Here is a 14,634-nt window from a genome sequence, read left to right on the forward strand (position 1 = left end):
CATCCAAATTAAAATTATTTAAGCTATGGCAAAGGGAAAATGCAACGTAAATTGCCCATTTTCCTCAAGAAGAGTGAATACAACCTGTTGTAATATATAAATTAATACAAAAGTTCTTGAAATCAAAAAAGGCCGCTATTATTAGCGTCCTTTTTTGATCTTTCATCTTCTTTATTGTTCAACTTTAAACCATGGACCTGCATTTTGTATGACACCCCATAGTTTCGCTGGCAACACAAGATCTCTAACGTTAGATGATTTAATCACGTCTTGGATTTCCGCCTCCCTTCCTTGTTGAACTTTTTCAACCCACGCTGGATCGGAGATTAATACACGTCCAATTACCGCTAAAGAGAGTCCTCTCTCCATACTTTCAGAGACATCCTCTGGGCTTTCCAAGGAACCCGCTGCAATTACAAAAATCCGATTGTTGGCATGTTCAACAATCAGCTCAAGATACGTTTTTTTGTTATCTTGGTTATATTTTGGTTTTGACGTAAGGGCTTGTACCAAGGAACCATGAACATAATCAACATTTTCTTCAATCAGTTTATCAATCAGTGCGTAAGTATCTTTCATTCTAAGGGCATCTTGTTGATGTTCCTCTGGGGAAATGCGGTAACCTAAAATAAATGGTTTTGTCGAATATCTCTCAATAGCTTTTTTTACCTCTCGAATAACAGCTATTGGAAAACTCAGACGTTTTTCCAGTGATCCCCCCCATTGGTCTTGACGTTTGTTGAAGAATGGAGATAAAAAGCTTTGAAGTAAAAAACCGTGGGCTCCATGGAGTTCAACACCGTCAAAACCAGCTTCAATTGCACGTCTTGTAGTTTCACCGAACGCATGTATAATTTCCAAAATTTCTTCATGTGTGAGTGCTCTAGGGGATACTGCTTCAGTCAGAGCAACACCGCTCGGACTTACCACGTCACCATTAGGAACTAATTCAGCAATCGCTTTATCTCCAGCATGGAACAATTGAAGAATTGCTGGAGCTCCCCCACTCTTAGCAGCATCTGCCAATTTTTTTAGACTAGGGATAAATGAATCATTATATGCGGCGAATTCATGTGTAAATCCAATCCCATTGGGTAGGACATGAGTACAGCCCGTGATAACTAAACCTACACCATTCACTCTTTTTTTATAATATGCAACTTCCTCATCGGAAATCGTGTAATCATCATTACTTGACCATGTCGTCATCGGAGACATAACCACTCTATTCTTTAAGGTAATCCCTTTATTGAATGTAAAAGGTTCAAACAAGTTATTAAATTTACTCATTGTACGTTCTCCTTTGTATTTTGATTTCTAAGTGCTTATTTATGGAACAGATGAAGGTAACCCTACGCTCATTCATCCCAACCACAAGTTCTACTCAAGAATATCAGGTTAACCTAAGGGGAAGTAAAGCAGGAATTTGACACGTAATTTAAGACGATTTACTTTTAATAATTTTCTATTGTGATAAAATAACAGTTACAGTAACTGTAACTATGGAGGCGGTCAGATGTTTTTTTCAATGAAATATGTGGTGGAGAATTATAATATAACTGCAAAGACACTTCGATTTTATGAAGAGCAAGGGATATTACCGAATATTTCGCGCGACGAAAAAGGGAACAGAGTTTATACCGAACAACAAATCGATTGGATTTCTTTTATTCTTTGTCTCAAAGAAACAGGAATGCCGCTTTCTAAAATTAAAGACTACAAGGAATCTTATGAGATGGGGAACTCCACCTATTCAGAAAGAGAGGAAATGTTAAAGAAACATAAAATTGAATTACAAAAGAAAATCGAAGAGAGTTTGAAACATATGGAAGAAATAAATTATAAATTAGCTATGTATGAACTTCAAAAAGATGAGGTTAGGAAAAATCCTAACCACAATTTTAAATGTCACGGCCTTGAGGTGAACATTGTCGATACCCGGGGGGTTGAATCAAATATTCGGAATGCTAAAACCAACAGATGAACAAACGGAGCTCGAAATACCTATCAAAAATAACCAGTCGCGGGTATTTACCTAGCAATTGGTTATAATTGTTTTTAAAACGTTAATCCTGACTACATTACTACTTTCGATTATATTTAAAAAATCTAGCACAGTAACACAATGCAACCTAGCGGGATTGCCGCTTTCGTCGGGACTGCCACGTCTCGATTGGTTCGTGGTCATCTTCTTCGATCAGTTCCAATGCTTCTTCCACTCTTCTGGCTTTGAATAACAGGATTAATTCCATTAGGTCTTCCCGGTCCAGCAGCTTCACTCCATTAACCGCTGCAAGCGTCCGACAGGCTTCGGTGTAACGAGCGGACGTTAATACAATGGACCGGTCGGCTTCATAATAACGCATCGATGTATATATCTCCTGCACAGCACTCAACCCTACGGGATGGTTCGCACCATATCGCTTCGCTTGTATCACACTTCGTCTGCCAAGTCTATCAACAAACACCAGATCTGCCCCAAAATCCCGGCTGCTTGTTGTCTTATGCACCTCATCGTACCCGAGCTCTTCGAATAAATGATAGAGATATAATTCAAATTCCGAACCATCCTCCATCTTGTCGATGTCCTTTATTGTGATCTTACGAGGATTCGCTTCACTTCTGATCCGCTGCCCGCGCCCGATAACCCTCCGAATAATCCAGGCCAGCAGCAACAATATAATGATACATCCAATGACCCATAGGGTCACATTTTCACTCCAGTTCATAGCTATTCTCCTTGTTTCATTTCCTATGTTCTATCCAACGTCTTACGCAGATATGGCTTGTCACCGCACTAAATATATCAGACTTCCACCTTCATCGAAAGAAGATGAATTCCCTGTAACCGTTATTCTTCCCCAAACATGGTCATTTCGACAAATCAATGATAAAAGGTTACAGTGCGTTCGGTTGAATTCAGCTTGACTTTAATGGTAAAATTCAACAATCGGTTCTATTTTGAACCGAAGAAGAAAGGTGGTTTATCACTTGCATACATTGACCAAACACAAGTCCAAAACATGGGCTGCCCTCATTCTCAGCGGCATGCTCCTCTTCACCATGAATACAACAGGTTACGCCGCTGCTTCAACCGAATCCATGCCCAAACCGGCGTGGACGTCATCGTCCCTGATGTTATCTGAGGCTAATACTGAGAAAGATGTCCTGATCAAGGGAATCTATGCCGTGCCATCTAAAAACCTTGTATATGTACATGCCTCCCAGCCCGTGACCAAAACAAGCAGCAAAACAACACTCGACTGGCAACTGGACTCTCTCCAAGCATTCGATGTTACAACTGGACAATTGAAGTGGAATACGATATTCCATGAGAAAAGTGGTCCTTACACCACCTACTCCGATTCGGTGTATGCCAGCAACGGTACAGCTTATGTGTATATGGAGTATTCGGACAAAACCAAAAAATTGTACTCATTCAATACATCCGGTAAAACCAACTGGATCAAAACGGTGAATTCACCTGCAAGCATATCCCTATTGGATAACGATACGCTGATGGTTGCTTCAAGTCAGGGCGTGCAATCAAATGGTTCGGTTCGCTCCGCCATCTCGTTATATGACAAAAAGGGCAAGCTGATTACCGAAAAGACCATCAACGGTAACGTACTTAAGGCTGACCATGGTCGAATTGTAGTGGATGCCAGTAAACAAACCAAGGTAGGAAACTTCTGGCAGCAAGCTGCGAATCCCAAAGTAGAGATCTATGATCGTACGTTGAATCGTCTGTCCTTCTACCAATTCCCTGCCAATGCAAATACATTAGGAGATGGAGGCGGTGAATCGCTGGCCATTCTCGACGATGGTTCCATCATTATGCGCGCCAATTTTGAGAACACCGGTAACCGACTGATGGGCTTTGGCATCGATGGCAAGCTTGCTTGGGGACGTGCCATTGCTGGTGATGCCTACATTCAGACGGCTGGCAACGGTTATACAGTCTTTACAGGGCAGAAGCTGGAACTGTACACGATGAAAGGCAAAGTGACTGAGCGTACATTCAAGGACGCACAGCCTGCATTGATGCATGTCGACCAGACACAGGATGGTCAGTATCAGCTTGATTTTTCCAAAACAGGATACATTCTTGATCCACAGACGCTGGAAGACGTACATATCTACACGACCAGTGCCTCGGTTCCTTCATTAGAAGGTGTTTCAACCTATGTCGATGATGTCATCTATTCCTTGAACGATGAGACATTGTCCAAATATGTACTGAAGTCCAATTCTGCAAAATAAATACTCGATTTAATAATAAGCCGGGAGAGTTCCATAAGGAGCTCTCCCGGCTTATTACATTGGCAAATTAGAATATCATCCTATTTCCAATTCTCGTCTATAAATTCGTCCCGTCCGGATAACGCACGGTCTTCCTTATAATGTTTCTCGTTTTTCTTGTGGTAATCCTGATGATAGTCTTCAGCCGGATAGAATACAGCTGCATCCCGAATTTCCGTAACAATGGGTTGATTGAATCGTCCGCTGGCTGCCAGTTCCTGTTTGGACTGTTCAGCAAGCTCACGTTGACGTTCATTATGCACAAAGATCGCCGTACGATACTGTGTCCCCCGATCCTGGAACTGGCCTCCGTCATCCGTCGGATCAATCTGTGGCCAGTACAGCTCCAGCAGTCGTTCATAAGGGAATACATCTGGATCAAATGTAATTTCAACCACTTCGACATGACCGGTCTCCCCGGTTTTGACTTGCTCATATGTTGGATTCTTGACGTGACCGCCGGCATAACCCGATATAATGCCATGAATGCCCGGTTGTTCTTCAAACGGTGTAACCATACACCAGAAACATCCGCCGGCGAATGTAGCTTTTTCCATTCCGTTCATCCCCTCTTATCTAAATTATCTATAGAATACTGATACTAAGTTACGCATACCTTCTTATATTTTAAAACAACAAGAGGTTGATTGAAAGCCATGATTATGGCTCTCAATCAACCTCTTCATTGGTAAAACATTTAGCTGACAACTAATTCAAGAAATTATCTTGATTAAGTTACCCGCGACTACGTCCCATCGAACGGAAGATCAAGCTTACGATGGCTACAAGAACGATCGCACCGATCAATGCAGGTACAATGTAGAATCCGCCCATCTCAGGACCCATATCGCCCAAGATTACTCCACCTAACCATCCACCGATAAAACCAGCAATGATGTTACCAATAACACCACCTGGAATGTCACGACCAACGATCAAACCTGCCAACCATCCAATGATACCACCGATAATTAATGACCATAACCAACCCATATCATTCACCTCTAATTAAAGTTTTTGTTGTTGTCTGTCTACTATTAACCGCTACAGAAGCATTTAAACAATTGGCATAAAAATTTTTGCATATTACCTTTTGTCCCCATGCATCTTTCTCTGCAAAACAAGCCTTAGTCAGGTATGGAAACAGATCGCGTTACTTTCCGGCATCTCACCAGCTCAGGGCTGAGTTATGTACCTCCCGAAAGTCATTGTATGTTAGAGCAGACAAGGTTAGTATCACCAATTGAGGTAGGATTATTTATAAAATTGCGTCATATTATAAGATGGATGGGTCAGGTCTGATCAATAAAAGCCTGCACGGCCCTTACCTGGCTGCGCCAGCCAAGTATGTTTATGGCTCTTGTCCAGCTCGCCACGCATCGACTGAATGACTTTCACAATGTCTGTCTGTCCATTCTGATGCCATTCCAGCGCAGCGCTCACATACAACTCACCTAGCTGTGCAAGAGAAAACGTGTCGGTCAGACGAGCTGCTTCTACTGTGCCTTCTTCACCCGCAAATACGGTAAAGCCTCGTTGGCGCAAGTATTGCAGGCGCAGCGCTTCATCTGGCAGCGGAATTTCGTAAGCTCGATCAAACCGCCCAGCACGGTTCATGAGGCCAGGATCTATTTTCTCCGGATAATTCGTTGTCCCAATCAGGAAAATTCCTTCTTTTGACGTAGCTCCATCCAATGTATTCAGGAAAAAGGAACGGACTTCATCCGGCATCGAATCGATGTCCTCAATGATCAGTACCATCGGTGCCAACCGCTTGGCAGCCTCGAACACTTCACGCACCGATTCACTGTTGGTATACTCCGTAATCTGCCAATACGCAGCCGGGCCCGGGATACTTCCCGCAATGGATTTCACCAACGTGGTCTTACCATTCCCCGGATGCCCATACAATAAAATTCCCCGTTTGTACGGGATATCATAATCTCTGTAAAAAGAACGATCCGCTTCGAAGAACTGATCCAGCGAGCGGAAAATATCCTGCTTGATGTGCGCCGAGAGAACAACATCCTCTCTTCCCACGGAGCGAGTGATGGATTCCACATGACGATCGCTGCCATTGCGGGCATCGGTGTAGACCGTTACTTTTTTCATATTTTGCTGACGTTCCCGTTCCCGGACACTTCCCAGAAATTGCTTCATCTCCTCATCACCGATGGCAAAGACAAAGTCTTCACTGTAGATCCCGTTCTCTCGGAAAAATGGAACCCGCACAAGTGCTACGCCCCATTTCGGATAAGCAAATACGTTGTTGCGAATGGAGTAATGCACACCATAAGTGGGTACATCTCCATCATCGTCGTAATGCAACGTCTGAAGTTCCAAATCCTCGAATATGCGGGCTACCAACTCCACTTCGTCACTGCCATTTTGCAGATCTTCCCGGAGTAACTCCCAGTATTCATTGTTCGGGTCAGAACTGGCATACAGCTTGTACTCAACTCCATAGCGCTGAAGGAGCGCCTCACTGATTCCACGAATCAGCCTTGAATAGATGGCGTACCCCTCCACTCGAATTCGGGTATCATGTTGTTCGTCATAGGTATAGATCGCCTGGGTTGGATCTGTTTGTTTTTCGTTTATTGTCATTATTTCGCTCCCTTTACCGCTACAAGCGGTTTACATTTGGCTACAACTTGAGCCAGGCCTGCGCCGATAACACTGTCTATAATTTCATCTACATTTTTATAAGCCTGAGGTGATTCATCAATAATGGATTCAAGTGAGCGTTGATTTACCACGATCTCATCTTCTGTACCCACACCCAGTGCCGTAGCAAAATCTTCCACGCTAATCAATCGTTTTGTTGCCGTCCGTGAACGGATCCGACCCGCACCGTGACATATTGAATAATAATTATCAGCACCCTGCGGCTGACCTACCATGATATATGAAGCAGTTCCCATGGAACCGGGAATAAGCGCCGGATGCCCTGTTGCCAGATAGGGCTTTGGATTGTCCGGATGACCTGCCGGCAACGCACGTGTCGCCCCTTTGCGATGTACAAAAACGGAACCTTGGTCTGCGTGAGATTCCTCCCAGGCATAGTTGTGCATCAGATCGTATAACGTACGAAATTCACATTTGGAGCCAAACACATCCCGGAATGCTTCGCGGATAGCATACGCAATCAGGTGACGATTGACAACAGCGTAATTCAATGCAGAATACATCATGTTCACATAATAACGACCTTCCGCATGCTCAAGTGGAGCAAATACCAGTCTGGGATCGGAAGTACCCAGGTTAAGCCGCTGCATGACTTTGGCAATCGCTGACGAACTCGTCTGGCTTACATACCCACCCCATGCACGAGAGCCGGAATGAATCATGACCACGACCTGTCCATCATACAATCCCCAGGCTTCGGCGATTTCACGATTCTCTTCTGCGATCTCAATCGCCTGGATCTCGGCAAAATGATTCCCCCCACCCAGTGTTCCGAGCTGACGATGCGAACGATGCCATGTCATATCAGGAACGTGGTTTAACACATCCTCATCGTAACTGAACTTGCTGCTTTCCACATGTGTCATCGCGGTTGATTTTTTCGGTGTATAGCTGTCCGGAATATACTTTTTGGGTAAACCATGCAGGCCTTTACGAACAATATGCTCCAGTCTGATATCCGAGTAATGACCTCGCTGGTTCGCCTCCATCGGCAATACTTTCTCAATGGCCTTGACGAGTTTGCGGCGGAGCTTGATGTCTTTCAATTCGTCCTTGTGCAAGTTTGTCATATGCACTCGCATGCCACAGCCGATGTCACTGCCGACGATGGAGGGAGAAACGTATCCGCTCTGCGCATCCCACACGGCTGTCGTTCCAATGCATGTACCTACACCGACGTGTACGTCTGGCGTGTAACTCATATAAGAGATTCCCGGAATCTGCAGATTATTGTTTGCCATCTCGAATACCTTGTAATCGAGTGAGGAGAAGAGCTGTTGCGCCGCATATACGGTTAGGTCGCCTGCAGGCAATTTTACTTCATGCCGGTAGCCACCTGCGATTTCATTTGGATTAGTAAATAAATTAAATTCTGTATTCATAAAAGTGTATTATTCCTTCCTGTACGTTCAGCAAATTCGGTTTGCTGATTCATCTGTAAAATAAATATTAAAAAAAGCCATAGGCTAGTCGCCCATGACTTCTACTGAATGACAATAACGGAGAACAGAACAGCATAAACATGCTGTGTGTCTGTCATCCATCGCTATAATATAAGCGAAGAACGCATATCGATTATAAAACCTGCTAAACGATATGCCTATCCCCTATGTCGACCGTATGAGGCCAATGAAACGATGAGCCGGATATGCTATTGTGTCTACGTTACGCCCTGTTTGAATCAAATCATAACCAAGCATCATGTCTCTCGGCCTCCCTTCGTTAATGTTAGTCTTATATTAAGGGGACTAGAATTCATGTGTCAACCCTTTTCTTGGAAATTGTCCATGGTGTAGATTGCATATGTAAACAAAAACAGGAGATTGTCCTAGGACAATCTCCTGTTTTCCAAATAATAATGATGTTGTTAGCGTAACATGATTATTACAGTCCTGCTTGTTTTTCCAACTCTTCAACCGGATTTTCGTCTTCTTTTTCAGGAACTTTGGAAGACAGGAACCAACCACATACCGCAATGGTGATCAGTACAATATAGAATCCGAATTTCCAAATTTTATTCTCCGGGAAATGCTCATCCAGAACACCCAATGAAGGGTGTGCGAGTGTAATAACTGCCAGCTTAACCCCTACCCAACCTACGATTACAAATGCCGCAACTTCAAGTCCTGGACGGGAATGAAGCAATTTCACAAAGTATGAGGCTGCAAAACGCATGATCACAAGCCCGATGAATCCACCGAGGAAGATAACGATAAACTGTCCACCGTCGAGTCCGCCAATTGGAGGCAATCCACTTGGTGGCAACGCCACGGCCAAAGCAACAGCAGCCAGAATGGAATCAACTGCAAATGCGATATCCGCTACTTCGACCTTGAAAACGGTCATCCAGAAACCGGATTGTTTTTTCGGTTTCTTAGGCGTTGAATCAGCTGCTTCATCTGTCTTATTGCGACTACCCAGTATCTTTTTAACGATATGGTTAATCGAAATGTACAGGAGATACAGGGCACCGATCGCTTGCACCTGCCATACATCGACGAGGAAAGAGATCAGGAACAATGAACCTAAACGGAAAACAAATGCACCCATCAGACCGTAGAACAACGCTTTTTTGCGCTTATCTTCAGGCAAGTGTTTAACCATGATTGCGAGTACCAATGCATTATCTGCTGCGAGTAATCCTTCAAGGACCACTAAGACAGCAAGCACCCACCCATATTCTAATAATAATGAAACATCCAAAATTGACTCCTCCTTAATATTCTTATGATGTACAAAAAAAAGGACCTTTACCATCACTGGTAAGGTCCTTTTATATCCACAAAAAGAGACCTTTACCGAGCATGAAAACTTGGTAAAGGTCTCGCTAACAACAAAATTGCTGCCAATAAAGCCGGGGATATAATCCCGAATTGACGACTTTACTGTAAAAGCTACTCCCCTTTAACAGGAATATGTAGTTTTAGTTGGAACGGGTTGTTTAACCTGTACTCATCATATTTCATAACGTTAAATAAAGTCAAGCTTTATTTAGTTGACGATACAGCTTACGGAATACGACAACATCGTAGATCATATTCCCCAGTGGAATGAAAGAAACAAAGAACAGAGCAATTGGACGGCGCAGACGCCATTTCTGTGAGGTGTACATAGTCACCATAAATAACAAATACATTAAAAACAAAAAACCGTACAGATTCCCAAACCATGTGACAGCCTGCGGCATAACCCCGGCATCTCTCAACGGAAAAGCAACAAACAGTAACAACACGTACGAAATGCCCTGCAACCACAACATCAGCCGGAAGCGCCCCAGCGTAGAATGTAACATTATTTTCCTCCTGCTTTTATACATGTAACGAATTCAATTGTTCCCGTACAGTATATCACAAAAGCTGAATATCTCGCTTGATGCCATGTAGCAGATTATTCCTGCACGCTTATATGGTTGGCTCACCTACCATTTCGCAGGAGCCAAATGCTTTAACTTCTCATAAGATATATGACGAAGATTGTTACAGATGTCGGACAAGGAGGAGCCGGATCATGAAAATAGCTATGGTTGCACCCGAGAAATTGCCTTTGCCCGGTAATGGTTCCGTGGAAATCTGTATCCTGGGCATCGCTCGTGAACTAGCCCATCGCCATCAGGTGACCATTATAAGTCGTCAAATGCAAGGTCTCGCCGCCACAGAACAGATCGATGGGATCACCATTCAACGTGTCCCTGCGTCGAGTCCTGTCATGTACACCAAAGCAGTCATACGTTTGTTATCCCAACAACCCTATGATGTAATTCAAGTGGATAACAGGCCACGAAGTATGGCTACCATCAAACGAGCCTTTCCACGCACTCCCGTTGTACTCTATCTTCACTCATTAACGTTTGCTCAGCCCGGGCCTTCCAAACTCACATTAATGAAAAAAGCTGATTGGATTGCCGTCAACAGTCATTCCCTACGACAAAGGTTAGGCCGCAGATTTCCGTTGGTAAAACACCGGATGAGTGTTGTTCCATTGGGTGCAGATCTAAGCCGCTTCAGACCTGTTGAATCCAGCGAAGAACAGATTCATCTGCGTACACAATTTGGAGTAACTAAACCATTCTCTATTCTGTATGTCGGCAGGCTGATCCCTGGAAAAGGTGTAGACGTATTAATTCGTGCGACTGCCCTCCTTCAGCAACAGGTATCTGTTCAACTGGTTGTTGCAGGCAAAGGACCTCCGTATTACATGCGTAAACTTCGCGAACTTGCCCAAAAACAAAAAGTCCATGTTTCCTTCCGTGGTCAGATAAACCATGAGCATATCGATCAGTTGTATCGGGCAGTGGATTGTCTGGTCTGTCCGTCTCAAGAACATGAAGCTTTTGGCCTGGTTAATGTTGAGGCGATGGCTTCAGGATTACCCGTCATTGCTTCGGATAACGGAGGTATTCGCGAGATTATTGAATCAGGTATCAATGGATACCTTGTCACTGCTTATAAGCGCCCTCAACGTTTCACCTCTTACCTGTACAAACTTGCAAGCAATCCCACTTTTGCCGAGAAGTTAGGAAAGGCTGGCCGAGACAGCGCAAGGGCATATTTCAGTTGGGCAAGAACAGCCATGCATCTGGAAGCGACCTATACCAGGCTCATCCGTAAATGAGCCTTCTTTTGTTACGATGATCAAGCTTTTTCACGAAATTGCCATCCCTTAATCAAAGAATCCATCTGCGGAACAGGAATGTGACTCATCTCAATTAACTCTATAATCACCATATCTCTCATCATGAATCGTACTTTGGCACACGTTAGTTGATGAAACACATCGTAGAATGCCGTCCCGGCCCAACATCCATGAGGTACGACCAGCGGATCATTAACGATATAACCCACGGCTCCAATCGGGGGAATAACAACCTTAATTGCTTGATGATCCAAACGATTATCTGGATCTTTGACGAGATACACGGTATCCCCCACATGTAGAGCCTGTACTCCATCGTAGTGGTCCATCCCATACATAGCTGCGAATAATTTGGTGCTCATATTACCTGCTCCTTTTCCTGTACTTCTCCATGATTAAAATTTTTACAAAGATACATCGGTTTCATAATGTTCCAACCACTCGACAAGTTGCCTGCGTATCTCTCTACGGAACTCACGAGGTTCAAGTACCTCTGCCTCGGGTCCAAATTGATACAACCATTTCAAAAATTCTCTGCTGCTATTCAGTGTCACTTCAAATAACAATCCCCCATCCGACATATTCGTCATTCGCGGGCGAACAAACATTTCTTCTTCTTTTATGTAGGGGGCCACTTTCTCAGAGAATCTTACCTTGAAATGGATATTTTCGTCGCCACGGTCAATAGACCATGTGTTCTTCATGTACTGTGTTATGTTGAAATCACCCTTGTCGAAACCGGCATTTGTTCGTGTCACATCCAAAAAACGGCTGATCCGAAACAATCGAACTTTTTGCAGCAAATGACAGTATCCAATCAAATAAAAACGTTGATCACGTGGAATGAGATAATAGGGATCGATATCCCGGACTGTGATCTCATTTCTTGTCAGCGTATGATATTGAGTACGAATGGTTTGCTGGCTTAGAATAGCTTCGATAATGGGAATCAGCAAATTAGGGTCTTTTCCTTCCTCACGATAAGCTGGCGTGCCCATCCGAATAATTCCCGCAATATTCTCTACAATGTCACTGTTTCTTGATTTTAATTTGGTATGAGCCGACATAACCTTGTCAAACGCTGAATCAAACTCAGCAGGTAACTTGGAGGTATCAACTACGGACGGGAGCAAGGAGAAAACCATTGCTTCCTGTTCAGTAAAATCTAATGGATACATCGCAAACTCACCAATAAATCGGTAACCTTTGCCGTATCCTTCATTCATAATCGGGGCGACCCTATCCAAAATCCGGAGATCACGATAAATCGTGCGTACAGTCGTACCGCATTTCAGCGCCAATTCCTTGGCCGAAATTCCAGGATTTGCTTGTATAGCCTGAAGTATACGCAGCAGACGAATTAATTTCTCTGTCATGTAGTTTCTCCCCTTCGATATTTTATCGGCAAGGAAAACTAGTTCCTTTAGTACAGAACTAAATCTTTAGTCCCAATATTATTTTCGCAATTTCACCATTTTTGTATAGTCCAATTGCACTCTTACCCCCTTTTAATATACATTCTCTTACTCGCTTGCGTAAAACATTAACCTAAAAGACCTTAAACCTAAGCCTGAAAGCCTATACAATTTTCTGAAAATAATACAAAAAAGCCCTGATCTCCACAAAGAGACAAGGCTTTTCTCGGAAATACTAATTATTCAACTGTAATAATTGATTCATCACATTTGCCATATGCTCACAGAGTTCAGCAATGTCCCCCATCTGGTCTTCATTCACACTGCGGTCAAAACAAACGTGAGCCATGACGTTATAAATGATTGGCTGTTCATCAAAGATATACTGGATAGTCTGGCATATCCTCTGCTCAGGCCAGCTCTCCTGTAATATCGAACGAATGGCTGGGCACTGCCTCTCAGGCTCTTTCATAACCATGCCAAACCGGATTTCCAAACGACAACCTGGATGAGCGCCAGGCGTCTCCAGGATCTCCGCTGCGAGCTCATTTAGGGAACTACTTAACACAACCTCGCCTGTTACTTCCGGACGATCCCTGAGACAGAATTGTAATGTGAACTCTCTGGACATCACTGCCATCTCCAGCCGATCTTTACGCCCCGTAATCTGAATACGTTCGTCCAGGTTATCCATATCATAGAGATAATTCTCAAACCCGACTTTCAGATTGTCATACACCGTTGGATCAAACATTGAATTAAACCTACTTTCTTACCCTTTAACATGTATTGTAGTACATTCTCATTTTTCATGCGAACGATGTGTCTATTGAACTCTCTTGCTCGGAAAATAAAAAAAGCCCAGTCACTAGGACTGGGCTCTGGTTAAGCATGAGATCTGGCAAGATCCCGTAGCTTGGTTTATTCTTCTGTAGCTTTTTCTTCAGCTGCCGGCTCAGCTTCCTCAGCAGAGGCCGTTGGCTCTTCCTCAGCCGCTTGTGGCGGCATGACGGAAGCAATGATGGATTCAGGTGATGTTACGAGTGTCAAACCTTTATCGAGTTTGATATCCGCAGCAGTCAAGCGATCACCAATGTCCAATCCGCTCACATCCACTTCAATGGACGTTGGCAGATCCGCAGGCAATCCTTCTACTTCCAGCTGTGTCTCCTGTGTCTGGAATACACCGCCAGCTTTCGAGCCGGCCGCTGTACCCTGGAAGTCGATCGATACACTTACGCTGATCGGCTTGTTCTTGGAAATTTGCAAAAAGTCTACGTGCAACAAACGTCCGTTACGCTCTTGCTGATCCTTGATCAGCACCGGAAGCGTTTTACCGCCCTCAACATTCAGATTGAACATTTCGGAGCGGCCTGTGCGTGCCACTTTCAGCATATCTTTTTCATCTACATGTATTGAAGCACCTTCAAGTCCCGGGCCGTAAACGACTGCGGGAACTCGTCCGCCTTGTCTTAACAGGCGCAGTGCTGCACCTTTCTTTTCCGTTCTTGGCGTTGCTGTAAGTTGAGCCATTTTTCCGTTGGATTTCATGATTGAACATCCTCCTTCAAGGGATCACTACATTATATTTGTTGGA

The 14,634-nt window shown here is 43.9% G+C and carries 15 protein-coding genes; 3 read left to right on the top strand and 12 right to left on the bottom strand.

Features of this window, described 5'->3' with window-relative positions; all coding sequences use genetic code 11:
- Window positions 1–171 precede the first annotated feature (171 nt).
- The gene (locus tag MHI48_RS23420) at window positions 172–1,290 is read right to left on the bottom strand and encodes an NADH-dependent flavin oxidoreductase (RefSeq protein WP_076329136.1); all 1,119 of its coding nucleotides are present in this window, start codon (window positions 1,288–1,290) and stop codon (window positions 172–174) included.
- Between the two features lie 226 nt (window positions 1,291–1,516).
- Here MHI48_RS23420 and MHI48_RS23425 point away from each other — a divergent pair, with 226 nt between their 5' ends.
- On the top strand, window positions 1,517–1,984 hold the full coding sequence (locus MHI48_RS23425) for a MerR family transcriptional regulator (RefSeq protein WP_076329137.1): 468 nt from the start codon (window positions 1,517–1,519) through the stop codon (window positions 1,982–1,984).
- A gap of 148 nt (window positions 1,985–2,132) precedes the next feature.
- Here the strand turns inward: MHI48_RS23425 and MHI48_RS23430 are convergent, their stop codons facing one another.
- On the bottom strand, window positions 2,133–2,729 hold the full coding sequence (locus MHI48_RS23430; RefSeq protein ID WP_036617077.1) for a restriction endonuclease: 597 nt from the start codon (window positions 2,727–2,729) through the stop codon (window positions 2,133–2,135).
- A 262-nt stretch (window positions 2,730–2,991) separates the two neighbouring features.
- On the opposite strand from MHI48_RS23430, the gene MHI48_RS23435 reads away from it, so the two are divergent.
- Window positions 2,992–4,263, top strand: a complete 1,272-nt coding sequence (locus MHI48_RS23435) for a hypothetical protein (protein ID WP_405141955.1) — start codon at window positions 2,992–2,994, stop codon at window positions 4,261–4,263.
- Window positions 4,264–4,343: 80 nt separating this feature from the next.
- On the opposite strand, the gene msrA is transcribed toward MHI48_RS23435, so the two are convergent.
- The 6 genes from msrA to MHI48_RS23465 all read right to left on the bottom strand — a co-directional run bounded on the left by msrA (window position 4,344) and on the right by MHI48_RS23465 (window position 10,282).
- Complete coding sequence (gene msrA / locus MHI48_RS23440; RefSeq protein WP_076329139.1) at window positions 4,344–4,859, bottom strand: peptide-methionine (S)-S-oxide reductase MsrA; 516 nt, start codon at window positions 4,857–4,859, stop codon at window positions 4,344–4,346.
- A gap of 178 nt (window positions 4,860–5,037) precedes the next feature.
- Window positions 5,038–5,295, bottom strand: a complete 258-nt coding sequence (locus tag MHI48_RS23445; RefSeq protein WP_017686880.1) for a GlsB/YeaQ/YmgE family stress response membrane protein — start codon at window positions 5,293–5,295, stop codon at window positions 5,038–5,040.
- 309 nt (window positions 5,296–5,604) lie between these two features.
- On the bottom strand, window positions 5,605–6,909 hold the full coding sequence (locus MHI48_RS23450; RefSeq protein ID WP_405141958.1) for an ATP-binding protein: 1,305 nt from the start codon (window positions 6,907–6,909) through the stop codon (window positions 5,605–5,607).
- Window positions 6,909–8,372 carry an RtcB family protein gene (locus MHI48_RS23455; protein ID WP_405141960.1) on the bottom strand — a complete coding sequence of 488 codons (1,464 nt, stop codon included), beginning with the start codon at window positions 8,370–8,372 and terminating at the stop codon, window positions 6,909–6,911. Before MHI48_RS23455 ends, MHI48_RS23450 begins: the two co-directional genes overlap by 1 nt.
- Window positions 8,373–8,874: 502 nt before the next feature.
- The gene (locus tag MHI48_RS23460) at window positions 8,875–9,693 is read right to left on the bottom strand and encodes a TerC family protein (RefSeq protein WP_036617064.1); all 819 of its coding nucleotides are present in this window, start codon (window positions 9,691–9,693) and stop codon (window positions 8,875–8,877) included.
- Window positions 9,694–9,970: 277 nt separating this feature from the next.
- On the bottom strand, window positions 9,971–10,282 hold the full coding sequence (locus tag MHI48_RS23465; protein ID WP_036617062.1) for a DUF3817 domain-containing protein: 312 nt from the start codon (window positions 10,280–10,282) through the stop codon (window positions 9,971–9,973).
- A 215-nt stretch (window positions 10,283–10,497) separates the two neighbouring features.
- Here MHI48_RS23465 and MHI48_RS23470 point away from each other — a divergent pair, with 215 nt between their 5' ends.
- A complete protein-coding gene (locus MHI48_RS23470; RefSeq protein WP_036674492.1) occupies window positions 10,498–11,601 on the top strand; it encodes a glycosyltransferase family 4 protein in 1,104 nt (367 codons plus the stop codon).
- 20 nt (window positions 11,602–11,621) lie between these two features.
- On the opposite strand, the gene MHI48_RS23475 is transcribed toward MHI48_RS23470, so the two are convergent.
- From MHI48_RS23475 to MHI48_RS23490, 4 genes are all read right to left on the bottom strand, one after another.
- Window positions 11,622–11,984 carry an HIRAN domain-containing protein gene (locus MHI48_RS23475; RefSeq protein ID WP_051450011.1) on the bottom strand — a complete coding sequence of 121 codons (363 nt, stop codon included), beginning with the start codon at window positions 11,982–11,984 and terminating at the stop codon, window positions 11,622–11,624.
- 42 nt (window positions 11,985–12,026) lie between these two features.
- Complete coding sequence (locus MHI48_RS23480; protein ID WP_036617058.1) at window positions 12,027–12,998, bottom strand: YafY family protein; 972 nt, start codon at window positions 12,996–12,998, stop codon at window positions 12,027–12,029.
- A gap of 274 nt (window positions 12,999–13,272) precedes the next feature.
- Complete coding sequence (locus tag MHI48_RS23485; protein ID WP_036674493.1) at window positions 13,273–13,791, bottom strand: hypothetical protein; 519 nt, start codon at window positions 13,789–13,791, stop codon at window positions 13,273–13,275.
- A gap of 167 nt (window positions 13,792–13,958) precedes the next feature.
- Window positions 13,959–14,588, bottom strand: a complete 630-nt coding sequence (locus MHI48_RS23490; RefSeq protein ID WP_405141964.1) for a 50S ribosomal protein L25 — start codon at window positions 14,586–14,588, stop codon at window positions 13,959–13,961.
- Between the last annotated feature and the right edge of the window lie 46 nt (window positions 14,589–14,634).

Origin of the sequence: Paenibacillus sp. FSL H7-0942, assembly GCF_045040715.1 — a bacterium.
Classification (GTDB): Bacteria; Bacillota; Bacilli; order Paenibacillales; family Paenibacillaceae; genus Paenibacillus; species Paenibacillus amylolyticus.

Coding starts and splice junctions, on each gene's coding strand:
- MHI48_RS23485 (WP_036674493.1), bottom strand. CDS start 13,791: ATGTTTGATCCAACGGTGTATGACAATCTGAAAGTCGGGTTTGAGAAT.
- MHI48_RS23420 (WP_076329136.1), bottom strand. CDS start 1,290: ATGAGTAAATTTAATAACTTGTTTGAACCTTTTACATTCAATAAAGGG.
- msrA (WP_076329139.1), bottom strand. CDS start 4,859: ATGGAAAAAGCTACATTCGCCGGCGGATGTTTCTGGTGTATGGTTACA.
- MHI48_RS23490 (WP_405141964.1), bottom strand. CDS start 14,588: ATGAAATCCAACGGAAAAATGGCTCAACTTACAGCAACGCCAAGAACG.
- MHI48_RS23430 (WP_036617077.1), bottom strand. CDS start 2,729: ATGAACTGGAGTGAAAATGTGACCCTATGGGTCATTGGATGTATCATT.
- MHI48_RS23475 (WP_051450011.1), bottom strand. CDS start 11,984: ATGAGCACCAAATTATTCGCAGCTATGTATGGGATGGACCACTACGAT.
- MHI48_RS23445 (WP_017686880.1), bottom strand. CDS start 5,295: ATGGGTTGGTTATGGTCATTAATTATCGGTGGTATCATTGGATGGTTG.
- MHI48_RS23455 (WP_405141960.1), bottom strand. CDS start 8,372: ATGAATACAGAATTTAATTTATTTACTAATCCAAATGAAATCGCAGGT.
- MHI48_RS23425 (WP_076329137.1), top strand. CDS start 1,517: ATGTTTTTTTCAATGAAATATGTGGTGGAGAATTATAATATAACTGCA.
- MHI48_RS23450 (WP_405141958.1), bottom strand. CDS start 6,909: ATGACAATAAACGAAAAACAAACAGATCCAACCCAGGCGATCTATACC.
- MHI48_RS23480 (WP_036617058.1), bottom strand. CDS start 12,998: ATGACAGAGAAATTAATTCGTCTGCTGCGTATACTTCAGGCTATACAA.
- MHI48_RS23470 (WP_036674492.1), top strand. CDS start 10,498: ATGAAAATAGCTATGGTTGCACCCGAGAAATTGCCTTTGCCCGGTAAT.
- MHI48_RS23465 (WP_036617062.1), bottom strand. CDS start 10,282: ATGTTACATTCTACGCTGGGGCGCTTCCGGCTGATGTTGTGGTTGCAG.